This is a genomic window from Chelatococcus sp. XZ-Ab1, assembly GCF_029309855.1.
GTDB classification, from domain to species: Bacteria; Pseudomonadota; Alphaproteobacteria; order Rhizobiales; family Beijerinckiaceae; genus Chelatococcus_A; species Chelatococcus_A sambhunathii.
Map to the genome: position 1 here is coordinate 1 of NZ_JARKII010000016.1, position 22,528 is coordinate 22,528.

Genomic DNA, 22,528 nt, shown 5'->3' on the forward strand with positions numbered 1-22,528 from the left:
ACCCCGCGGCCGGGCGGTTGCGCAACGTAATCAGCTCCACCGCCCGGCCGCTACCGCCGGCGATGGAGATCAGCTACCAAACCCCTGGGCTCTCACAATGAATGAGGGACCGGCGGGGGGCAGGTCAGATACGCACAATCTGGCGGAAGGCGCCGGCGCGGCGGCGCTCGCCGCCCTCCTCAAAGAACGTCGAATCATGCGCGGCAAGGAAGTTGCGGTCATCCTGTCCGGCGGCAATATCGACCGTGACCTCTATCTCGAGATGATGGCACGCCAACCAGTACGCTGAGATGCGAGCCGCGCCGCGGGCCGACGGCATCGAAGAGGAGCGGGTGAAGGCGGTCTGCCTGATCCTCCTCCCGCCCGGCGAGGACTGGTTGCAGCGGGCGCCTTCGGCGAGAATGATGACGATCGCTCGCCGCCCCTGGCGATGCCTGACGATGCCCTTGACGGGATGCCCCATGACGACACCTCGCTTTGCCCTCAACCACATGGCCGCGCCCCGGCGCGACCTCGCCGGCTTCGTCGCGCTGGCGTGCGAACTCGGCATCGACGCGGTGGAGATTCGCAACGATCTCGATGACACCGCCATTGCCGACGGCACGCCGCCCGGGGTCGTGCGCGCGACGGCGGAGGTGGCGGGCCTGACGATCCTCTCGATCAACGCCCTGCAGCGCTTCAACGACTGGACGCCGGCCCGGGCGGCCGAGGCGGCGGTGCTTGCCGACTACGCCGCCGCCTGTGGCGCCCGGGGCATCGTTCTGGTGCCCGTCTGCGACGGCACGCCAAAGAACCAGGAAAAGCTCGAACGGGCGCTTTCCGCCCTGAAGCCGATCCTCTTGCAGCGCAACCTCACGGGCCTCGTCGAGCCGCTCGGCTTCGCCTTCTCGTCGCTGCGGTCGAAGGCCGATGCTGCCGCCGCCATCGCAGCCGTGGGCGGGGAGGGGGTGTTCCGCCTGGTGCATGACACCTTCCACCATTACCTCGCGGGCGAGTCTCAGCTCTTCCCGGAGCTGACCGGCCTGGTTCACATCTCGGGCGTTGCGGATGACGCGGTTTCGGTCGCGGATATGCGCGATGGGCACCGGGAGCTCGTCGCCGCGGACGATCGGCTCGACAACGTCGGACAGATCGCGGCGCTCGTCGCGGGGGGCTATGCCGGGGCATTGTCCTTCGAGCCCTTTGCACCCGGCGTCCATGACCTTGCCGATCCAGCCGCCGCGTTGCGCGAGAGCATGGCCTTCATCGGGGACCGCCTCAACGGATGAGGACGGGGGCTGGGGCATGATCGGCCCGGCCCCTAGGGCGTACTCATCTCGACGAGGGTGCGTCCCCAGTCGCTGATGAAGCGTCGGCGCCGCTCGTGATCCTGCACGGCGAGCAGCGCCGGGCCGATGGCAATGGGGCGGGCGATGCCCGTGCGCACGATGGAGGAGGCCCCCTCGACGCCCGGCGGCATCTCGCCGCCCGCGCCGAAGAAGAAGGCCTCGCGCCGCGACACCTCCTGCCCGCGAGAGGAGAGGAGGTAGTTGACGAAGCGGGTGCCGGCGTCGGCGCGCGGCGCATGGGCGGGCACCATGGCGCCACGGCTGAGCACCAGGGTGTAGTCGGCAGGCATGACGATGCCAAGGTTGGCGCCGGCCCTCACGCGCGCATAAGCATAGGATGCGAGCATGTTGTAGCCGATCGAGAGGCGGCCGGCTTCGAGCTCGTCGAGGATCTGACTTGTGCAGCAGCGGATCACCGCATGAGCGCGCCCGAGGCTCTCCAGCAAGCGGCCAAAAGTCGTCGTCGTCTCCTGGGAATCGTAGAAGGCGAGCAGGAAACCGATGCCCGATAGGCGGATATCGTAGGTGCCGACCTGGCCGGCATAGGTCTCTGGCTTGAGGCGCAGCAGGTCGGCGAGCTCGAGATGCGTCTTCGGGACGTCGCCCGCGGGCACCTTGCTGCGGTTGTAAACGAACACCACGGGCTCGAAGGTGAAGCCGAAGACGTCGCCGCGCCAGTTGGCCCAGCGCGGCGCCGCGGCCGTTTCGGGCGAGGCAATGCCGCGGGCGCAGCCGTCGTTGGCGAGCTTCACCAGATGGTCGACGGAGGAGGAGAGCAGCACGTCGCCCAGGGCCTTGCCCTGCCGGCAGGCCTCGGCCGCAGCGGCATAGAGGTCGTTGGTGACGTATTCGACGAATTCGATGCGGGTGTTGGGAAAAAGGGCCTGGAAGTCGCGGATCAGCGGCTCCATGGCCGACAGGTCGGTCGCGGCGTGGATCGACAACACCTCGATTTCCGCCGCCACCGCCGGGAAGGTCGTCGCCTCCTGCGCATGCGGCAGCGTGGCCGAGAACGGCACCGTCAAAATCGACAGGCAAAGCGTCGCGAGGCGATGACGCAGAATGGAATGGCGCTTCATGAGGCTCTTCCGGCAATGCGCATGACGACGGCGAAGCTGTTCTTGTTGTCACGGCGGAAGCCGAGACTGCCGCCGTGTGCGGCGAGCACGTCAGCGGCGATCGACAGCCCGAGGCCGGAGCCGCCGGGCGACGGGGCGCCGAAGCGCTCGACGACGCGCGGCCATAGCTCCGGCGCGATGCCCGGGCCATCATCCTCGACCTCGATCTCGACCGTGCCGTTCTCCTCGCGCAGGCGCACCGTCAGGCGCGTCGCGGCGCCGTGGCGCACGGCGTTGTCGATCACGTTCTTCACCGCCTCCTTCAGGCTGATGGCGTCACCGCGCACCTCGATGGGCTGCGGCGGCACCTCCAGCATGGTGAGGATATCGCGGTCGAGGGTATCAGGCACTGCCTCGCGGATGGCGCGGCGGACAGTCTCGGTGACGTCGACCGGGGCGAAGGGCACTGCACCGGCGCGATGGCTGATCATCGCATGGCTGAGCAACTGGCCGACGAGGCGCGACAACTGGTCGACCCGTTCCTCGACGCGCGCCAGATGCTGGCGCGCCTGCGGCTCTCCGAGATGGTGCGAGAGCAGGTCCACCTGAGATTTGAGGGCCGCCAGCGGTGTGCGGATCTGGTGGGCGGTGTCGGCGACGAATTGCTGCATCAGGTCCATGCGGCTCTTCAGGCGCGCGATGAAGGTGTTGATGGCGGATACGAAGGGTCGCAGTTCGCGCGGCGTGGCGACCGTTATGGGCGTGACGTCATGCGGGTCGCGCTCGCGCAGGACTGCGCCGACGCGCGCCATGGGTTTGAGCGCATGGCGGATGGCGAAGATGGTGCCGCCGAGGGCCAGCGTGCTCATGGCGAGGATCAGCCCCACGGCGCGCAGGGTGAGCTCGCGCGCGAGGGCTGTGCGCGCCTCGACGGTCTGAGCCACCACCACGTCGACGCGCCCCTGCACCGAGGGGTCGGCGAAGGCGCGCGATGCCCGGACAAGGCGCACCGGCGCGCCCATGAAGGTGCCGTTGCTGAGTGCCGGCCGGTCGGGTGCGGGGGGCTCGCTGCCGGGCAGCGGCAGATCGCCGTAGCCCGTCAGCGTGCGGCCGGAGGTGTCGACGATCCGATAGAAGATGCGGTCACGCTCGGACAGGGCGAGCAGTTCGAAGGCCGACATCGGCAACTCGACGGTCAGGGTACCGTCCTGCACATGCACTGCCTCGGCCATCTGGTAGGCGGCGCCGACGAGCAGCCGGTCGTAGGCCTCATTCGCCGCAGCCCTTGCGTAATACCAGGCGGCGGTGGTCAGCGCGGCCGCCCCGGTGGCGAGCACCATGGCGATGAGGACGATGAGGCGGGCGAACAGCGACGGTTCACGCCGGACCATCGGCCACCAGCTGATATCCGAAGCCGCGCACGGTGACGATCTGGGCCGAGGCGCCGTGCAGCTTCTTGCGCAGGCGGCCGATGTAGAGCTCGACGGCATTGGCCGACGGCGCTTCCTCGTCCCAGCCGAAGACCTGATCGAGCAGGTCGTCCTTACTGAACACGCGCCCCGGGCGGGTAGCGAGGATCTCGAGCAGTGTCACCTCGCGGCGCGTCAGATGAACCTCGCGCTGGCCGACGCGCACGGAACGGGCCGAGCGGTCGATGAAGATGTCGCCGCAGGCGAGCAGATTGGTGGCGTCGCCGTGGCGGCGGCGCATGAGGGCGCGCGCCCGGGCCTCGAGTTCGCGGAAGTCGAACGGCTTGACGAGGTAGTCGTCGGCCCCGATGTCGAGTGCGCTCACCCGGTCCTCGATCTCGGAGCGCGCCGTCAGCATCAGGACGGGTACCGTGCCGCCGGCATTGCGCAGCCGCTGCAGGACTGAGAAGCCGCTGCCGTCGGGCAGCATCACATCGAGGATGACGAGGTCGTAAAGCGCATCTTCGAGCGCCGCGACGGCGGCATCGACGCTCGTCTCCCAGTCCACAACGTGGCCGATGCGCGCAAAGCGCTCGATGATCGCCTCGGCGACGTCGCGCGTATCCTCGACCAGAAAGATGCGCATCCCTTCCGCTGCTCGCTGTGACAGGTGGATGACAGGTTTCGATCCTACCGTAACGGCCAAGCTCCGCACAAACAGAGCGTTACCTTGATTCCACAGGGAGGGAACTGATGAAGAAGATCCTCGTCAACGCGCTTGTCCTGGGCTTCGCCGGCTTCATGGCGGGTGCCGCCGTGGCCGCTCCGGAGAAGACGGAATGCCTGGCGGGCGCCAAGCCCGGTGGCGGCTTCGATCTGACCTGCCGTCTGGCCGGCAATGCGCTGCTCGCCGCCAAGCTGATCGACAAGCCGATGCCGGTGACCTACATGGAGGGCGGCGTCGGGGCCGTCGCCTACAATCATGTCGTCGGCAAGCGGTCGAGCGATCCGACGCTGATCACGGCGGCGTCGAGCGGCTCGGCCCTCCTTCTTGCGCAAGGCAAGTTCGGCCAGTACGACGAAAGCGCTGTGCGTTGGATCGGCGCGCTGGGCGCCGACTACGGCGTCATCGTCGTGGCCGCGGACTCGCCTTACAAGTCCCTGAAGGATCTCGTCGAGGCCTATGGCAAAGCGCCCGGCGATTTTCCCATCGGCGGCGGCGGCGCCGTCGGCAGTCAGGACTGGATGAAGGGCGCACTCGTGGCGAAGAGCGCCGGTCAGGATCCCAAGAAGATGCGCTATGTCGCCCTCGAAGGCGGCGGAGCGGTGCTGACTGCGCTCGAAGGCGGGCACATCAAGATCGCCGCCGGCGACGCGGCCGAAATGGCCAAGCATCATGCCGCCGGCAAGGTGCGCATCCTCGCCGTCATGGCGCCGGAGCGTCTGCCGGGCGATCTGAAGGACGTGGCAACCGCCCGCGAGCAGGGGCTCGACATCGACTGGGTGGTGTGGCGTGGTTTCTACACAGGCAAGAACATCACCGACGCGCAGTATCAGGATTGGGTCGAGACCTTCCGCAAGCTGTCGCAGACGCCCGAATTCGCGCAGGAGCGCGAGGCGCGCGGCCTCTACCCCTACACGGTCCTCGGCGCCGATTTCGAGCGTGACGTCAGGAAGGACGTGGAGCGCTTCAAGGCGCTGGCGGCCGAAGCCGGCCTCTGATCGCCAATTCACCATGTGGCGGCCTTCCCGCAAGGGGGCCGCCCTTTTGACATCGGGATGAAGCCCATGACCTCTTCGACCGGTCCTCGCGGGGCGGGCAGGAGCGATCGCGTCGGCGCCATCGTCCTCCTGGTCTTCGCTCTCCTCTACGGCTTCGAGGCGAGCCGCATCGCCTATTCGTTCTCGTCGGATCCCCTCGGGCCGCGGGTCTTCCCAATGATGCTGGCAGGAGCGCTGGCGCTCCTGTCGGTGATCTATCTCCTCAGACCGGGTGGGGCCGAGCCGTGGCCGCAGGGCCGGCTGCTCGCCCAGTCGCTCGCCATCCCGGGCCTGGTGCTCGCCGCCGCGCTGCTGCTGGAACCGCTGGGTTTTGCTGTCGCCGTCACGATCCTGGTGACGGGTGTCGGCCGCCTCTTCGGGGCCTCATGGCGCCTTGCCATTCTCGGCGGCCTCGCGCAGGCGGCGCTGTGGTTCGCCGTCTTCCGCTATCTGCTCGAGGTCTATCTGCCGGGCGGTGCCGTCTTCGGCATGTGAGTTGAAGGAGTGCGAAGATGGATCTGAGCTATCTCTGGGCAGGCTTCTCTGTCGCCCTCAGCCCGCTTAACCTCGCCATCGGCTTTACCGGCTGCTTCCTCGGCACGCTGATCGGGGCTCTGCCGGCCATCGGGCCGATCAACGGCATCGCCCTGCTTCTGCCCATCGCCTATACCATGGGTCTGCCGCCCGAGAGCACGATGATCCTGCTCGCCGGTATCTATATGGGCGCCGAATACGGCGGGCGCATCTCGTCAATCCTGCTCAACGTGCCGGGGGATGCCGGCGCTGTGATGACGGCGCTCGACGGCAACCCGCTCGCTCGCCAGGGCCGGGCTGGCGAGGCCCTGATGATCAGCGGCCTCGCTTCCTTCGTTGGTGGCACGCTCGGCGTCGTGGGCCTGACCTTCTTCGCGCCGCTGCTCAGCACGCTCGCCATCGGCTTCGGCCCGGCCGAATATTTCGTGCTCATGATTTTTGCCTTTGCCACCCTCGGCTCCATGGTGGGCAGCCAGCCGGTCAAGACGCTGATCGGCTGCGTCATCGGCCTGATGCTGGCGACCGTCGGGCTCGACGCGACCTCGGGCGCCTACCGCTTCACTTTCAACGAGCCGGAGCTCGGCGACGGCATCGAGTTCGTCGTACTGGTGATCGGGCTGTTCTCCATCTCGGAGGCGATGTTCATGCTCGAGCACCAGGCGAAGGGCGGCAGCGTCATCAAGGTCGCCGGCCGCACCTTCGCCCGCTGGGCCGACATCGTGCGCTGCATCGGCCCGGCGCTGCGCAGCTCGGTCATCGGCTTCACCGTCGGCGTCCTGCCGGGCACCGGCGCCTCCGTCGCCAGCGCCGTCTCCTACACCACAGAGAAGCGCCTCTCGGACCGGGAGGGCACCTTCGGCAAGGGTGACGTGCGCGGCCTCGCCGCGCCGGAAGCAGCCAACAACGCGACGGCGGCGGGCGCCTTCGTGCCGATGCTGACGCTCGGCGTGCCGGGCAGCGGCACCACGGCGGTGATGCTCGGCGCGCTCATGCTCTACAACATCCAGCCCGGGCCACAGCTCTTCGCCGAGCGGCCGGAGCTGATCGGCGGTCTCATCGCCTCGCTCTACATCGGCAACATCCTGCTGCTCATCCTCAACCTGCCGCTGGTGCGCGTCTTCTCGCGGGTGTTGCAGTTGCCGAACTGGGTTCTGGTGCCGGGCATCCTCGTCTTGTCGATTGTCGGCGTCTATTCGACCCACGCCAGCGTGCTCGCCGTCGTGATGATGCTCGGCATCGGGATTGTCGGCTGGCTGCTGCGCAAGCTCGGCTTCGACATGGCGCCCATCATCCTCGGCTTCGTCCTTGGGCGTGTGATGGAGGTGAACCTGCGCAACGCCCTTGCCATCAGCGGCGGCGACCTGTCGATCCTGTTCCAGAGCACCATTTCCATCGTGCTGTGGATCATGGCCGTGGCCATGGCGGTGCTGCCCTTCGCCATCGGCCGCCTCGCCCGGCGCGCGGCCGCACCGTCGCCGCAGGTCTCCTAGAGAGCGGGCGCTATCGCCGGATCACGCCCGAGCCTGGCGGAAGGAGCCATCTTCGCCGGCCCGGGCGTGCTCTTTCACACGACCGGGCGCTCAAGCCGCCCGGGCGTGGCCTCAAAGGCAACCTTGCCCAGGCGCTCGAGCAGCCGATGCGTGCGCTCGATCCGGATCGCGCCGTCGCGATGACGGGAGCGCGGCCACGGCCGCGGGAAGCCGCTCGCCAGAGCGACCTGCCTTTGGACGATGCAGCGGTCGCCTGTTCCTTGCCGGCGACCTCCTGCGCCATCAGGGCGTGGCGCGCGTTCTGAGCCTGCATCCGGCAGGATTGGTGTCCATCACGCCACCGCAGGTTTCTCGCGGCGGCGCAGAAGGGCGGCGAGGGCCGCGAGGCACAGCGTGCCGACGATGAGGAGGAGCGCGGCCGCCGCCACCGTCGGGCTGATGTTCTCGCGGATGCTCGAGAACATCTGCCGCGCCAGGGTGCGCTGGTTGGGGCCCGCCACGAAGAGCGTGATCACCACCTCGTCGAGGGAGGTGGCGAAGGCGAAGACGGCGCCGGACACGACGCCCGGCACCGCAAGCGGCAGGGTGACGCGGCGGAAGACCGTGATGGGCGGCGCGCCCAGGCTCATGGCCGCCTTCTCGACCGCCGGATCAATGCCCTGCAGCGCCGCCGAGACGCTCACCACGACGAAGGGCACGCAGAGCACCGCATGGGCGATGATAACGCCCGGATAGGTGCTGGCGAGGCCGAGACGGACGAGGAAGATCTGCATGCCGACGCCGAGGACGACGGCGGGAACGACCATGGGCAGGAGGAAGAGCGTCCTCAGGAGCCCGGCGAGGGGCAGGGCGCTGCCGCGCAGGCCGAGCGCCGCGAGCGTGCCGAGCACGGTCGAGAGAAGGGTCGCGCCGCCGCCGACGATCAGGCTGTTGACGATGGACAGGCGCCACACATCGGCGGTCACGAGTTCCTCGAACCACCGCAGCGAATAGGAGGGGATGGGGTAGGTGAGGAACACGCTCGACGTGAAGGCGAGCGGCAGGATGGCGATGATCGGCAGGATCAGGAAGGCGACGACGAGACTGCCGAAGACGATCTGGAGCGCGCGCAGCATGGCTCAGGCCCCCGGCAGTTGCGGCGAGCGCGAGAGCCGCCCGTAGACGAGGTAGAGCAGCAGCGTGACCGCGAGCAGGATGAGGCCGAGGGCCCCCGCCATGCCCCAGTTGGCGGTGCCGAGCGCATAGAAGGCGATGACCGAGGAGATCATCTGGTCGTTGGCGCCGCCGACGAGCGCGGGCGTGATGTAGTAGCCGATGGCCACCATGAAGACGAGCAGGCAGCCCGACATCAGGCCCGGCATGGCGAGCGGCAGCAGTACGCGCCAGAAGGCGCGGATCGGTCCTGCCCCGAGCGAGGCGGCCGCCGGCATCAGGTTGCGCGGCACGGCGATGAGAACGCTGTAGATGGGCAGCACCATGAACGGCAGCAGGACGTGCGTCATGGCGATGATGACGCCGAGCCGGTTGAAGATGAGCGGCAGCGGCGCGTCGATGAGGCCGAGCGCGGCGAGCGCGCGGTTGATGAGGCCCTCCTGCTGCAGCAGGATGAACCAGGCTGCGGTGCGCACGAGAAGCGAGGTCCAGAGTGGCAGCAGCACGGCGAGCAGCAGGAGGGCGCGCATGACGCCGCTCGCGGCGGCGGCTAGCATTGCATAGGGCAGGCCGATCGCCGCACAGGCGAGCGTCACCGAGCCGGCAATCACGAAGGTCCGCAGCATGATGATGCGGTTTGCCGCCGCCCCCGGCTCCTCCGCGACGATGCTGCCGCCGGCGTCGCGCCTGAGGTCGAGCGCAGCGAGCAGATTGCGGTCGGTATAGGGGGGCACAGCCTCCTTGATAGCGCGCCAGAAGCGGGGCTCGCTCCAGCGCGGGTCGATGGTGGAAAGATCGAGCGTGGCCGGGTCCGACGCCTCGCGCGCTGCCGTCACGGTGCGGGTGAGAAGGGTACGGAAGCCGGAGACGGCGCTGTTCAGCCGGCGCACTGCCTCGCCGAGGGCCTGCTGGTCCTGCACCGTCCGCAGGTCTTCCGCGAGCGCGCCATGCACGGCCGGCGGCGGCAGGTCGCTTCCGTCCCAGTCGGCCATGGCGGCGGCGGTGCGCGGCAGCACCTTCGTCACCGCGTCGTCGACCACGGACGCGGTCACCATGGTCCACAGCGGCCAGACGAAGAAGAGGGCGAGGAAGAGGATGAGCGGCGCGACGAGCGCGAAGGCCCGCGACCTATCCCGGACAGAGGCGCGGCTCATGAAGCGAGCACCGTACAGTCCTGCGGGTCGAAGGAGGCGACGGCCTCGGTGCCCACCGCCCAGTCGCCAGCCAGGCGCTCGGCCCGCGCCACAAGCTCGAGCGGCCCGCTTTTCAGCACGAGGCGCATGTGATCGCCGTGGTAGATGCAGTCGGCGACGGTAACGGGTAGGGCATTGGCCGCGGCCGGCTCCTTGCCGAGCCGGATCCGTTCAGGGCGCAGCGACAGCGACACATCCCGGCCGGCGGAGACCTCTCCCGAAACGTTGAGCGCAGCCTCGCCCACGCGCACCACGGCCTGCTGCGCCCCGGCCTCCACGACCTTGCCCTCGACGAGATTGGTCTCGCCGATGAACTCGGCCACGAAGCGGGTGCGCGGGCGGTCGTAGACCGCCTGCGGCGTGTCGATCTGCTCGACCTTGCCGGCGTTGAAGACGGCGATGCGGTCCGACATCGTCAGCGCCTCCGACTGGTCGTGGGTGACGAAGACGATGGTGAGCCCGAGGCGCCGGTGCAGGTCGCGGATCTCGAGCTGCATGTGCTCGCGCAATTGCTTGTCGAGGGCGCCGAGCGGCTCGTCCATGAGGATGACGTCCGGCTCGAAGACGAGGGCGCGGGTCAGCGCCACCCGCTGCTGCTGCCCGCCGGACAGCTGCGACGGCTTGCGGTCCTTGAGGGGGCTGAGCCGCACCATGTCGAGCGCCCGCTCGACGCGCCGGGTGATCTCGGCGCGCGGCACGCGCTGCATCTCGAGCGGGAAGGCGACGTTCTCCGCCACGGTCATGTGCGGGAAGAGGGCGTAGTTCTGGAACACCACACCCATCTGCCGGCGATGGGGCGGCAGATGGGTGATGGGCCTGTCCGCAAGGAGGATGCTCCCGCTGCTCGGGCGCTCGAAGCCCGCGAGCATCATCAGGATGGTGGTCTTGCCGGAGCCGGAGGGGCCGAGAAGGCTGAGGAACTCGCCCTTGGCGATCTCGAGATCGAGGTGATCGACGACCGTGACAGCTCCGAATTTCTTGGTGACATCTTGAAACGCGATGAAGGCGCCCATTGCTCCGCCCATGCCGTAGGCCCGGCGGCACGCGAAGCATGCGGCCGAGGCCGGACGAAAAGGAAATCCGGGCCGGACGGCGGCGCCCGCCCCGGATCGGTCAGCCGGCTGCCGCCCTCACTGGGCCAGCCAGGCGTTGAAGCGCTTGTTGAGTTCCTCGATGTTGTCCACCCAGAAGTCGGCATCGAGCGGGATCGCCCCGGCGAGGTTGTCCGGCGCGGTCGGCAGGTCCGCCTGGAGATTGGCCGGTACGGCGCCGGCCGCTTCCTTGTTGGGCAGCCCGTAGGCGATATATTCGGGCAGCTTCACCTGGTTCTCGGGCGCGCTCGCGAAGGCGATGAAGTCCATTGCGGCGTCCTTGTTGGGGCTGTTCTTAAGGATCACCCAGCTGTCAATGGCGTAGATGCTGCCCGGCCAGACGACCTTGAAGTTCTTGCCCTCGGCCTTGTTGATGCCGGAGATGCGGCCGTTGTAGGCGCTCGTCATCACCACCTCGCCGGAGGCGAGGAGTTGCAGCGGCTGGGCGCCCGATTCCCACCACACGATATGGGGCTTCAAGGCGTCGAGCTTCTTGAAGGCGCGGTCCACCCCGGCGGGCGTCGCGAGCTCCTTGTAGACATCGGCCGGGGCGACGCCGTCCGCCATGAGCGCGAATTCGAGCGCGTATTTCGGCCCGCGCCTGAGGCCGCGCTTGCCGGGAAACTTCTGAACGTCCCAGAAGTCGGCCCAGGAGGCCGGCGCCTCCTTCAGCTTGTCCGCGTCATAGCTGAGCGCCGTGCTCCAAACGATGGCGCCGACACCGCAGTCGCTCACGGCGGCCGGCAGGAACTTGTCCTTTCCGCCGAGTTTGTCCCAGTCAAGCTGTTCGTAGAAACCGTCGGCACAGCCGAGAGCGAGTTCCTCAGATTCCACCTGCACGACGTCCCAGTTCGGCACGCCGGCCTTGACCTTGGCGGCGATGACGCCGATGCCGCCGTCCCAGCTCTCGTCGAGCAGCGGCTTTCCGCTCTGCTTCGCGAAGGGCTCGAAATAGATCTTGCGCTGGGCGTCCTGGTAGTTGCCGCCCCAGGACACAACCGTGAGGTCGCGCGCCTCGGCCCCGATAATCCCCCATGCGCCGACGACGGCCGACAGGCAGCCGACGAGCGCAAATGTCCTCACCGATCGCATGACTTTCCCCTCTGTTGTTATCCCCGAAGGCAAGCATATTTCGGGGGACTTGAAAGCTCTCGACCGTCCGGCGGTGACGATAATCACCACGTTGGTGCAACCGGTCAACAGCAAGGCAATTCTAATAGGTCGGCGGCGTGACGGCGCTCACGATCTCGCTCTCGCCGTCCGAGACGTTGCGGAAGCGGTGCGGCAGGCGGCTGTCGAAATAATAGCCGTCGCCCCGGTGCAGCACGCGGCTCTCGCCGCCTACCGTGAGCTCCACGGCGCCGCGCGTCACCATGCCGGCCTCCTGGGCGGAGTGGGCGAAGGCCTCGCCCGAATCCGCCCCGCGGGCATAGGTCTCGTGCAGCATCAGGATCTGCCGGTTGGGGTGGTTGATGCCCACCATGCGATAGGAAACGGTCGCGGCCTTGCCGATCTCGATCCATTCGTGCGCGGCGTAGAAGGGAGAGTGCGGAACGCTGGAGTAAAGGTCCGCGAAGAAGCCCGGCAGCGTCGTGCCGAGCGCATCGAGGATGGCGCTCAGCGTGTCGACCGACGGGCTCATGCGGTCGCGCTCGATGAGCGAGATGGCCGAATGGGAGATGCCCGAGCGCAGCGCGAGCTCGCGCACGCTCAGGTCGCGTCGGCGGCGCAGCTCCTTCAGGTGCGATCCGATCTGCGGCATGGCGGCTCCGGTTGCAACGGGCCCGGCGAGCCTAAGAGTGTTCAGAATCCTGAACAAGGCCCCTCGGGGCCGTTGAGTAAGGGTCAGCCTTCCCGGATGGTCGCGCAAGCCAGTTGCGAGAGGTGAGCGATGCCCGACCTGCCGTCAGAACTCCGTGCGAACTTGGTTCACGTGAAGGCGCCCAAGCAGGCCGAGGGGCCGGACGGGCGCGCCGTGGAGGCGACCGTCCGGCAGGTCCTCCATGCGGTGCGCATGCAAGGCGACGCGGCGCTGCGCATCTATTCCGCGCGTTTCGACGGCATGGTGCCAGAGCGTTTCGAGGTGAGCGGCGCCGAGCGCGCCGAGGCGCTTGCCAACCTCGACCCGCAGACCCGCAATGACACGGAATTCGCCATCGAGCGCGTGCGTGCTTTCGCCGAGGCCCAACTCGCTACCTTGCTGCCGCTCGAGGTGGAGGCGCTGCCGGGCCTTCACCTCGGCCATCGCGTCATCCCCATCCGGCGGATCGGGGCTTATGTGCCGGGCGGGCGCTATCCTCTCCTGTCGGCACCCATCATGACGATCGTGCCGGCCAAGGTCGCGGGTTGTGCCGAGGTCATCGCCTGCCTGCCGCCCACGGCCCATCCCGCCATGATCGCCGGCTGTCATCTCTCCGGGGCGGATCGCATCTTCCGCGTGGGCGGGGCCCAGGCGATCGCCGCCATGGCCTTCGGCACCGAGACGATCCCCGCGGTCCACAAGATCGTCGGCCCCGGCAATGCCTATGTGAACGAAGCCAAACGCCAGGTTTTCGGCGCCGTCGGCATCGACCAGCTCGCCGGTCCGAGCGAGATCTACGTGCTCGCCGACGAGACGGGCGATCCCGCCATGATCGCCACCGATCTCCTCGCCCAGGCTGAGCATGACGTACACACGCGCGTCGGCCTCATCACGACCTCGCGCGAGCTCGCCGACGCCGTGCTTGCCGAGGTCGAGCGTCAGCTTGCGGACCTGCCGACCGCCGCCGTCGCCGGCCCTGCCTGGCGCGACAACGGCGAGATCGCCGTGGCCGCCAGTGAAGAAGCGATGATCGCCTATTCCGACATCATCGCCGCGGAGCACCTTCAGGTGCATACGGCCGATCCGCACGCCACCGCGAAGAAGCTCTCCAACTACGGCTCGCTCTTCATCGGGCCGCTTGCGAGCGTCGTCTATTCGGACAAGTGCTGCGGCACCAACCACACGCTGCCGACGATGGGTGCCGGCCGCTACACAGGCGGGCTCTGGGTTGGCTCCTATGTCAAGGTCGCCACCCACCAATGGCTGGACGCGCGCGGCGTCATGGCCGTCGCGCCGCCCGCCTGCCGCCAGAGTCGCAGCGAAGGCCTCGAAGGTCATCGCCGGGCGGCGGCCCTGCGCCTCAACATGATCGAGGGGACGGCAGGCTAAGGCCTGTTCGCTATGGGCGCCCGATGAAGGGCGCGTAATGGCCGGGATTGTTGCGGATTTCCTGCGCGGCGAGCCGTCGCAACCCGGCCACGGCCCCATCCGAGACTGCCCCGTTCTGGTTCATGCTCGCCAGCGCGGCGCGGAAGAGACAATCGCCATCCCCTTGGATCCGGTGCAGTTTGCCCGCGATATAGGCATCGTAGTGGCCGGGCGAATAGACGAGTTCGACGGCGGGGCCCGACACTGGGCCATGCGGGACCACGGACAGGCTCTTTCCGCTCGCGGGATAGTCGCGCAGCACAAGTTCCCGACCCAATGCATTGGCAATCGCCGTCGGCGCATAGTCGCCGGCTGCCGCGTTCCAGTTGCCTGGCACCTCGAGGAAGTCGGCGATCTGCGTGACCGCTGGAAGGGCTCCTCCGTCCGCCGGGCGGACGCCGGCTACGGGCGTGGAATCGGCGGCGTACCGGCGCGCGTCCGCCAGGGGGCGAGGCAACGGCTTGGGGCCACGCAGCCGCGTCCAGTCGGCCGGAATGCTGCCGCGGACGAAGAAGACTTCGTCCTCCCACTGGTTGGTGACGGTCAGCCCCACTGCCTTCGCCAGGACCTGCTTGGAGAGTTTGCCGTCCCGGACCAGCCTGGGGCCATCGTTCTTCAGGATGTCCTCGATCGTCCGGAAATCCCGCGGGCTGGGCCTGGTGTCGACGACCCACACTTTCGCGTCGGGCCTGCCGCGCGCAAAATACTCGGCCGTTGCTTCGGTCATCGTAAGGGAGGGCACCTTGCCGTGCTCGGCGCCGCTATAGCTCCCGGCGTGCTCGATGATGGCGGCCAGGTATCGGTCCTGTGCATCCTCTCCGCTCCAGTCGAACGTGCTCGTGATGCCCGATCCGGTCTGTCCCCTGTAGAGCCTGTCGGGGATGGGCCTGTTCGCTCGCCGGTCGATGATGCGGGCGATCTCGTCGGCGCTCAGCACGCGGCCGCTGCCTTGGCGTATCCGCCCGGCTGTCTCATAGGTCTCCCGCAGGATGCGAGCGGGATCCGCTCGGCGCGCTCCCGGCGCCGTCGAGCCGGGCGCCGCGCCGCTCCCGCCGGTGCGCAACCTGACAAAATACCTTTGGCCGCGCTTCGTCACCTCGATCCGGCGCCGCAGGTGCTGCTCCATGTCGATGACGGGCGATGCCATTCCGTTCGCCTTTGCCAAGGCGTCTCGCGTGTCGGCGAGCCGCCCCGCCCGGGCGGCGTCCACGACCGGATCGGCTTTCCCGATCCTGCCCGCCGCCGTCTTCACCCCCTTGGCCCCCTTTCCAATCTGGGTCAGGGCGTCCGCCTGGGTGCCGATCGTCCTGGCCACCGTCGCGGGCAGGCGCAGCTTGCCCGCCATCTCGAGGACGGGTGGGGCGGCATCCAGGGCACCGAGGGCGACCGCGGTCTTGTGGTTCCCCTGCTGCCATTCGCGCACTGGGTCATAGCCGGGAATGGTGCCGCCGCGCGCGGCGTGGACCAACTGCTCGTATGTCGTTTCAGCGAAAGCCTCGTTCTTCAGCGGCAGCAGCAGATCCTCGAAGATGCGCAGGCTGCTGGCGGCGACGGCCTCGCGCAGGGTGATGCCGCTGTCGACCTCCTTGAGGACGTAGTCGGTCAGCGGATCCAGGGGGGGCACAGGCTTCTCGAAGAACTGGCACATATGGCCCGAGAGCCAGCTTTTCTGGCCTGCATGGTCTGCGGGCATACGCAGGATCAGGGCAGGATCACCCGGCACAACGGCAAGGAACAACGGCTCGGCGTCGGCCGCGACCTTCAGGACATATCCTCGCGAGGCGTGTTCGACGGAAACGCCAGGCCTCAGCCCGCCGTGCTCCCAACCCATCCGTTTCACGTCAAAGGACAGCACGGACGCCTGCGTCCTTTCGACATCCATTCCCGCCGCCGACAGCGTGTCCGTGATCCTGGCGGTAGCATTGGCGGCTTGCTCGACGATATGCTCCGAAAATTCTTCCTCGAAGCGGCTGTCGAGGTCGGGGAGATTCTTCAGCTCCTGCGGGAAGTCGCGGCTGAAGAAGGGCAGGGCCTGGATCTGCGCCTGCATGTAAAGGTCGACGAGGCGCTGCTTGCCTCTGATGGTGGCCCCGCCGATTCCGACGATGACGGGATCGGAAAAGGCATATTCCCTTTCCGGGTCGAGGCCGGCCCGCTGCAGGATCGCGAGCGCGACCCCCAGCCGCGTCGGCATGTTCTGCCGTGCGTCCGCGAGCAGGTTCGCGCCACGGCAGGGCGCCGCGTTGGAGCCATACTGTCCGCTGCGGCGCGATCGCGCGGAAGGCGTTGCGGTGGCCGGTTGTTCCGGTGGTAGCTCGTCCCCGCTGGACGGCGTGCGCCGCAAATCGGGGAACATCGCCTCCATCTGCTGCTGCGCTTCCGCGATCAGCCTCTCCGTCATCGCCACCGTTCTCGCATCAGGTGGGCGGAAAGCCGGCGACCGCCAGTTCGGGCGTCCGAAACCGGTGGAATCGTCGGGCCGAAACACCGGTGCGTCCGCTGCGGGGGCGGAGTTGTTGAATGTCGCAAGATCGTGCGGCGTATATCTGCCGATGGGCATCAATATATGTCCTTCACGCAAGTATTGTTTGCATAATGGATTGCAAGTCGGCTGTTTTGTTATTGATGTGCGTCGGCGTCCCGGCATGCAAGGGCGCCAGCAAGCCAATCCAAGGCTCTTCCGTAAATTCGGTCTTCTCGCCTGGCGCGGGTCGAACGAAAGGCGGACAGCCGCGGCAACCGAAAGGTCCTCACCGGCGCGCCGAGGCGGCGGCCCGGGCGCTGCTCCAACGCCTCGGCTTTGGGGGTAGCGGGGTGTATATTGCCTCGCGTGGCAGGGGGGCTTGTTGATGGGGAGGGATGCTCCATGACACGCATGATCGGTGACGTCGCGCCGGATTTCGAGGCCGAGACCACTGAAGGCCGTATCCGCTTTCACGACTGGATCGGTGATTCCTGGTGCGTGCTGTTTTCCCATCCGAAGGACTTCACGCCCGTCTGCACGACCGAACTCGGCTACATGGCCAGGGTCAAGCCCGAGTTCGACCGGCGCAACGTCAAGATCATCGGGCTGAGCGTCGATCCGGTCGACAGCCATGCCCGCTGGGCGAACGACATTCGTGACACGCAAGGGCATGCCCCGAACTTCCCGATGATCGGCGATCCTGATCTGTCGATCTCCAAGCTCTATGGCATGTTGCCGGCGAGCGCCGGGAGCACCTCCGAGGGCCGCACGCCCGCGGACAACCAGACGGTGCGCAACGTCTTCGTCATCGGGCCGGACAAGAAGATCAAGCTCATCCTCGTCTATCCGATGACCACCGGCCGGAATTTCGACGAGGTGCTGCGCGTCATCGACTCGCTTCAGCTCACCGCCAAGCACCGGGTGGCCACGCCGGTGAACTGGAAGGCGGGCGACGACGTCATCATCGCCGGCTCGGTGCCCGACGAGGAGGCGAGGACGATCTATCCCGACGGCTGGACCGCCCCGCGGCCCTACATCCGCATCGTGCCCCAGCCCCGCATGTGACGGGCCCGTCGCGGTGCCCGGCATCGCCGTCCGGGCGCCGACCTCCCGCCGCCGCGGCCACGAAGTCCATGGCGCGAATTGTCCCTCTTTCGTCCGGGGCGACCATTTCGCTCCGCCGGATGGGCGCTATTGTCGCGTCATGATCAGCTCAGGAGACAGCGAAATGGCTCGCGATACGGCACTTCTCCTCGTGGACGCCCAGGAATCCTTTCGGCACCGGTCCTATTTCCGCGAGGAGGGCCTGCCGGCCTACATCGCGCGCCAGCAGGCGCTGATCGATGGCGCGAAAGCGGCCGGCATGCCCGTCGTCCAGATCTTCCACGTGGAAGGGATGGGGGTCTTCTCGGAGGAATCGGGTTTCATCAGGGCCCTCGCGCCGCTCCAGGTCGCGCCGGATATTGTCTTCCGCAAGCGGCGCCACAGCGCGCTCGTCGGCACCGGCCTCGACGTATGGCTGACCGAGAACGGCATCCGCCGGGTGATCGTCTCCGGCATCCGCACCGAGCAGTGCTGCGAGACGACGGCGCGCCATGCCTCGGATCTCGGCTATGCGGTCGATTATGTCGGCGAGGCCACGCTGACCTTCCCGATGACCGATGCGGCGGGCCGTGAGTGGAGCGCGGCGGAGATCCGCGCCCGCACGGAGCTGGTGCTGGCGGGGCGTTTCGCCCGCATCGCCACCGTCGAGGAGGCGCTCGCCGGCCGGACGGACAAGGCGGCGGCATGAGCCTCACCGGGCAGCCGCGCATCGTCCCCGTCATCGTGGTGGTGCCGCCACGGACGCTGCTGCTCGACATCGCCGGGCCGATGGAGGTGCTGCGGCGGGCGAATATCGATCAGGCCGCCGTGCGCTTCGTGGTCAGCTATGTCGGCCCGGCGCCGTGCGTCACGAGTTCGGTGGGGCTCGATGTGGCGAATGTCGCGCCGCTGCCCGACGGCCTTCCCGACGATGCCCTCGTCGTCATCTCCGGATCGGCCGACGAGCCCCTCGGCGCCCCGGCCGGTTCGCGTGCCGATGACGCTCCGCTCGAGGCCGAGATCGTCTCCTGGCTGCAGCGCGTGATCCGCCCGGGCATCCGCCTCGTCTCGATCTGCTCCGGCGCGCTGCTCGCCGCCCGCGCAGGGCTGCTCGACGGCCATGAATGCACCACGCACCATGCGACGCTTGGCGAGCTGATGCGCCTTGCCCCAAGGGCGCGGGTCAGGGAGAACCGGCTCTATGTCGAGGATGGCGAGCGGCTGACCAGCGCCGGCGTCACGGCCGGCATCGACCTCATGCTGGCGCTGGTCGCCCGCGAGGCCGGCCATGCGGCGGCGCTCGCGGTGGCGCGCGATCTCGTTGTCTACCTGCGCCGTGCCGGCGGCGATCCGCAGCTGTCGCCCTGGCTGGAGGGGCGCAACCATCTCCATCCGGCGATCCACCGCGCGCAGGATGCGGTGGGCGCCGATCCCGCCCGGGACTGGTCGGTCGAGGCGCTGGCGGAAGTCGCCGCCACCAGTCCGCGCAACCTGTCGCGGCTGTTCAACGACCACGCCGGCATGAGTGTGACCGACTATGTCAACCGGATGCGCATCGCCCTCGCGCGGGAGCTGGTGATCGGCTCGCGGCTCGAGATGGAGAGCGTCGCCGAGCGCTCAGGATTCTCCTCGACGCGCCAGTTCCGCAGGGTCTGGAACCGGCTGCACGACATCTCGCCGGCCCGTCTGCGCGCTTCGTTCCGCTAGCTCCACCGGCGCAGCGATGGCAATCCTCGGCTGGGCATCCGCGCACGCGGCGGAGCCGTTGACGCTACTCGTGAGTAGCCTCATGATCCTTCGGTAACGTAGCTACCGGCGGCGCATAACGATCGCGGGAGCCACGGCGGGAGGAGATCCGATGGAGCAGGCCGAGAGGCCGGTCCCGCGGGCGACGGTGTGTACCACCGCTGTCATCGCGCTGAGCCGGCCGTGCTTCCCCGATGCGATCGGCGAACGCGCGCTGCGATGCGAGGGCTGCCCGTGACGGAGGCGGCGCGCGACGTGATCCTCGACGTCGAGGGCGTGTCGCTCGCCTTCGGCGGCGTGCGGGCACTGACCGACGTCTCCTTTTCGGTACGGCGCGGGTCGATCACCGCGGTCATCGGCCCGAACGGCGCCGGCAAGACTTCGCTCTTCAACACCATCTCGGGCTTCTACCGCCCCCGCTCCGGCAACATCATCTTCGAGGGCAGGAGCCTTGCCGGCACGGCGCCGCCTGAGCGCGCGCGCCTCGGCCTCGCACGCACTTTCCAGAACATCGCGCTCTTTCGCGGCATGACGGTGCTCGACAACATCAAGCTCGGCCGCCACGCCCATATGCACACCGGCCTTCTCGACGCGCTCGTCTACCGTGGCCGTGCGCGGCGCGAGGAGCTGGAATTGCGGGCGGAGATCGAGGAGCGCATCATCGATTTCCTCGAGATCCAGCACATCCGCAACGCGCCGGTGGCGACGCTGCCCTACGGTCTGCGCAAGCGGGTGGAGCTTGCCCGTGCCCTCGCCATGCGCCCGCGCCTGCTGATGCTCGACGAGCCCGTCGCCGGCATGAACCGCGAGGAGACGGAGGACATGGCCCGCTTCATCCTCGACGTGAAGGAGGAATGGGACGTCACCATCCTCATGGTCGAGCACGACATGGGCATGGTCATGGACATCTCCGATCACGTTGTCGTGCTCAATTTCGGCCAGGTGATCGCCGAGGGCGGCCCGGCCGCGGTCCAGGCGGATCCGGCGGTCGTCGCGGCCTATCTCGGTGCCGGCGACCTCGGCCGCCGCCTCAGCGGACCGGAGGCTGCATGACGGACTGGCTCTTCCTCGCCGAGGTGTTCCTGGCCGGGCTCGGCTCCGGCGCGCTCTATGCCGTGACCGGCGTCGCCTTCGTGCTCATCTACAAGGCGACGCGCGTGGTCAATCTCGCCATCGGCGAGATCCTGATGCTCGGCGGCTATGCCTTCTTCGGCGCGGCCGCCGGCTGGCACCTGCCCGCCTGGGTCGCGCTGCCGGCCGCCATCCTCGCCGGGGCGCTGGTCGGCGCCGTCGTCGAGCGCGGGCTGATCCGGCCGATGCTGGGCGAAAGCCCCATCTCCGTCTTCATGGTGACGATCGGCCTCGGCTCCATCCTCGCCGGCTTCGTGCAGATCGTCTGGGGCGCCGATCCCCTGCGCCTGCCGGAATTCCTGCCAAGCGCGCCGATCTTCATCGGCGAGGCCTATGTCGCGCCCAAGGTCGCCTACGGCTTCCTCGCCGCGATGGTCGTCGTCACGGCTTTCGTGCTGGGGCTGCGCTTCTCGCGTGGCGGCGTGGCGCTCAAGGCGACGGCGGCGGACCAGGCGGCGGCCTATTCGGTCGGCATCGACGTGCCGCGGGTCTTCTCGCTGAGCTGGATTGTCGCCTGCGGCGTCGCCGCCGGGGCGGGCGTCCTCGTCGGGGCCATCGGCGGCATCTCGCCGACCATGGGTGTCTTCGGCCTCTCGGTGCTCGTCGTCGTCATCGTCGGCGGGCTCGATTCCATGGCGGGCGCGCTCGTCGGCGGGCTCTTCATCGGCGTGGTGGAGGCCTTTGCAGGCACCTTCCTCGGGGGCGAGTACCGGTTCCTCGTCACCTTCAGCATCCTGATCCTCATCCTGATGATCCGACCCTACGGCCTCTTCGGCACGCACGAGATCGAGAGGCTCTGACGATGCGCATCGGCACGCTGAAAACGAGCTATGCGGCCGACGAGGCGCTGTTCGACACCCGCCTGCAGAAGCTCCTCATCCTCCTTGCCTGCGCCGCCGCCGTCCTCTTCCCCTTCGTCGCCAGCCCCTACTGGCTGTTCCTCGCCTGCCTGTGCGCCATCAATGTCGCGAGCGCGACGGGGCTCAACATCCTCACGGGCTATACGGGCCTCGTCAGCCTCGGCCAGGCGGCCTTCATGAGCGTCGGCGCCTATACGGTCGCCGTGCTCGAGATCCATGTCGGCACGCCCTTCCTCCTCAATCTGCTCGTCGGCGGGCTTCTGACGGCGCTCGTCGGCATCGGCGTCGGCATCCCGAGCCTCAGGGTGAAGGGCCTCTATCTCGCCATCGCCACCATCGCCGCCTCGGTCGTCCTCCACTTCGTCTTCGCGCATTGGCCGCTCACGGGCGGCATGCAGGGGCTGTCGATGCCGCCGGCCCGCCTCTTCGGCCTGGCGCTCGACCAGCCGTTCCAGCTCTACTGGCTGGTCCTGCCGGTGACGGCGCTCATGGTGCTCGGCGCCGCCAATCTCTTCCGCACGCGCGTCGGCCGGGCCTTCATCGCCATCCGCGACCGTGACATCTCGGCCGAGGTGCTTGGCATCCCGCTGCTGCGCTACAAGCTGATGAGCTTCGCCGTCTCGTCCTTCTACGCCGGGCTCGCGGGCGGGCTGTGGGCCTATTTCTTCCGAGTCGTGACGCCGGAGAGCTTCCCGCTCGTCAATTCGATCTTCTACCTCGCCGCCATCATCGTCGGCGGCATGGGCACCATCCTCGGCGGCATCCTCGGCGCCGTCTTCATGACCATGGTGCCGGAGCTGCTGAAGTTCGTCGCCGGCCTGGTCACGCCCTTCTATCCGGATGCGCTCGCGCTGCTCGCGCCGGTGCGCACCATCGTCTTCGGCGCGCTCATCGTCGGCTTCCTGATCTTCGAGCCGCACGGGCTCGCGGAAATCTGGCGCCGCATCCGCCGCTTTTTCCATCTCTGGCCCTTCAGAACCTGAGGAGCCGGCAATCTCG

At 68.1% G+C, this 22,528-nt stretch carries 20 protein-coding genes and 1 pseudogene; 12 read left to right on the forward strand and 9 right to left on the reverse strand.

The genetic code is table 11. The features are described 5' to 3' along the window. Positions 1–289: pseudogene (locus tag P2T65_RS19030) on the forward strand (hypothetical protein); the annotation flags it as partial. A 172-nt stretch (positions 290–461) separates the two neighbouring features. Then, complete coding sequence (locus P2T65_RS19035) at positions 462–1,268, forward strand: TIM barrel protein (protein ID WP_055459356.1); 807 nt, start codon at positions 462–464, stop codon at positions 1,266–1,268. A gap of 32 nt (positions 1,269–1,300) precedes the next feature. Here the strand turns inward: P2T65_RS19035 and P2T65_RS19040 are convergent, their stop codons facing one another. Genes P2T65_RS19040 through P2T65_RS19050 form a run of 3 tightly spaced genes read right to left on the reverse strand, consistent with a single transcriptional unit; the run spans position 1,301 to position 4,441 of the window. Further along, positions 1,301–2,407, reverse strand: coding sequence for an ABC transporter substrate-binding protein (locus P2T65_RS19040; protein WP_055459355.1), 1,107 nt, complete (start codon positions 2,405–2,407; stop codon positions 1,301–1,303). Next, complete coding sequence (locus P2T65_RS19045) at positions 2,404–3,777, reverse strand: sensor histidine kinase (protein WP_276200485.1); 1,374 nt, start codon at positions 3,775–3,777, stop codon at positions 2,404–2,406. The genes P2T65_RS19040 and P2T65_RS19045 overlap by 4 nt, the downstream gene beginning before the upstream one ends. Continuing rightward, a complete protein-coding gene (locus tag P2T65_RS19050) occupies positions 3,764–4,441 on the reverse strand; it encodes a response regulator transcription factor (RefSeq protein WP_055459353.1) in 678 nt (225 codons plus the stop codon). Before P2T65_RS19050 ends, P2T65_RS19045 begins: the two co-directional genes overlap by 14 nt. A 107-nt stretch (positions 4,442–4,548) precedes the next feature. Between P2T65_RS19050 and P2T65_RS19055 the strand changes: the two genes are divergently transcribed. From P2T65_RS19055 to P2T65_RS19065, 3 genes are all read left to right on the forward strand, one after another. After that, positions 4,549–5,517, forward strand: coding sequence for a tripartite tricarboxylate transporter substrate-binding protein (locus P2T65_RS19055; RefSeq protein ID WP_276200486.1), 969 nt, complete (start codon positions 4,549–4,551; stop codon positions 5,515–5,517). A gap of 66 nt (positions 5,518–5,583) precedes the next feature. Then, complete coding sequence (locus P2T65_RS19060; RefSeq protein WP_245280526.1) at positions 5,584–6,051, forward strand: tripartite tricarboxylate transporter TctB family protein; 468 nt, start codon at positions 5,584–5,586, stop codon at positions 6,049–6,051. Between the two features lie 17 nt (positions 6,052–6,068). After that, entirely contained in the window at positions 6,069–7,580 is a 1,512-nt protein-coding gene (locus P2T65_RS19065; protein ID WP_276200487.1) for a tripartite tricarboxylate transporter permease, read from the forward strand. 332 nt (positions 7,581–7,912) lie between these two features. Here the strand turns inward: P2T65_RS19065 and P2T65_RS19070 are convergent, their stop codons facing one another. The 5 genes from P2T65_RS19070 to P2T65_RS19090 all read right to left on the reverse strand — a co-directional run bounded on the left by P2T65_RS19070 (position 7,913) and on the right by P2T65_RS19090 (position 12,778). After that, a complete protein-coding gene (locus tag P2T65_RS19070) occupies positions 7,913–8,695 on the reverse strand; it encodes an ABC transporter permease (protein WP_071923445.1) in 783 nt (260 codons plus the stop codon). Between the two features lie 3 nt (positions 8,696–8,698). Next, positions 8,699–9,886 (reverse strand): ABC transporter permease, encoded by a 1,188-nt coding sequence (locus P2T65_RS19075; protein ID WP_055459348.1) that lies wholly within the window; start codon positions 9,884–9,886, stop codon positions 8,699–8,701. Continuing rightward, positions 9,883–10,938, reverse strand: a complete 1,056-nt coding sequence (locus P2T65_RS19080; protein WP_055459347.1) for an ABC transporter ATP-binding protein — start codon at positions 10,936–10,938, stop codon at positions 9,883–9,885. Before P2T65_RS19080 ends, P2T65_RS19075 begins: the two co-directional genes overlap by 4 nt. Positions 10,939–11,055: 117 nt before the next feature. Then, a complete protein-coding gene (locus tag P2T65_RS19085; protein WP_055459346.1) occupies positions 11,056–12,108 on the reverse strand; it encodes an ABC transporter substrate-binding protein in 1,053 nt (350 codons plus the stop codon). 121 nt (positions 12,109–12,229) lie between these two features. Then, the gene (locus tag P2T65_RS19090) at positions 12,230–12,778 is read right to left on the reverse strand and encodes a cupin domain-containing protein (RefSeq protein WP_055459345.1); all 549 of its coding nucleotides are present in this window, start codon (positions 12,776–12,778) and stop codon (positions 12,230–12,232) included. Between the two features lie 129 nt (positions 12,779–12,907). Between P2T65_RS19090 and hisD the strand changes: the two genes are divergently transcribed. Next, positions 12,908–14,206: a histidinol dehydrogenase gene (gene hisD, locus P2T65_RS19095; RefSeq protein WP_063189373.1), complete on the forward strand. Its 1,299-nt coding sequence runs from the start codon at positions 12,908–12,910 to the stop codon at positions 14,204–14,206. Between the two features lie 10 nt (positions 14,207–14,216). On the opposite strand, the gene P2T65_RS19100 is transcribed toward hisD, so the two are convergent. Continuing rightward, positions 14,217–16,805 (reverse strand): hypothetical protein, encoded by a 2,589-nt coding sequence (locus P2T65_RS19100; protein ID WP_276200488.1) that lies wholly within the window; start codon positions 16,803–16,805, stop codon positions 14,217–14,219. A 306-nt stretch (positions 16,806–17,111) separates the two neighbouring features. On the opposite strand from P2T65_RS19100, the gene P2T65_RS19105 reads away from it, so the two are divergent. The 6 genes from P2T65_RS19105 to P2T65_RS19130 all read left to right on the forward strand — a co-directional run bounded on the left by P2T65_RS19105 (position 17,112) and on the right by P2T65_RS19130 (position 22,512). Next, a complete protein-coding gene (locus P2T65_RS19105) occupies positions 17,112–17,774 on the forward strand; it encodes a peroxiredoxin (protein ID WP_063189376.1) in 663 nt (220 codons plus the stop codon). 163 nt (positions 17,775–17,937) lie between these two features. Next, entirely contained in the window at positions 17,938–18,501 is a 564-nt protein-coding gene (locus P2T65_RS19110; protein WP_276200489.1) for an isochorismatase family protein, read from the forward strand. Then, on the forward strand, positions 18,498–19,499 hold the full coding sequence (locus P2T65_RS19115; RefSeq protein ID WP_276200490.1) for a helix-turn-helix domain-containing protein: 1,002 nt from the start codon (positions 18,498–18,500) through the stop codon (positions 19,497–19,499). Before P2T65_RS19110 ends, P2T65_RS19115 begins: the two co-directional genes overlap by 4 nt. Before the next feature lie 258 nt (positions 19,500–19,757). Next, positions 19,758–20,591: an ABC transporter ATP-binding protein gene (locus P2T65_RS19120; protein WP_063189382.1), complete on the forward strand. Its 834-nt coding sequence runs from the start codon at positions 19,758–19,760 to the stop codon at positions 20,589–20,591. Further along, the gene (locus P2T65_RS19125; RefSeq protein ID WP_063189384.1) at positions 20,588–21,469 is read left to right on the forward strand and encodes a branched-chain amino acid ABC transporter permease; all 882 of its coding nucleotides are present in this window, start codon (positions 20,588–20,590) and stop codon (positions 21,467–21,469) included. The genes P2T65_RS19120 and P2T65_RS19125 overlap by 4 nt, the downstream gene beginning before the upstream one ends. Positions 21,470–21,471: 2 nt before the next feature. Next, positions 21,472–22,512 (forward strand): branched-chain amino acid ABC transporter permease, encoded by a 1,041-nt coding sequence (locus P2T65_RS19130; RefSeq protein ID WP_276200491.1) that lies wholly within the window; start codon positions 21,472–21,474, stop codon positions 22,510–22,512. Positions 22,513–22,528: the final 16 nt, after the last annotated feature.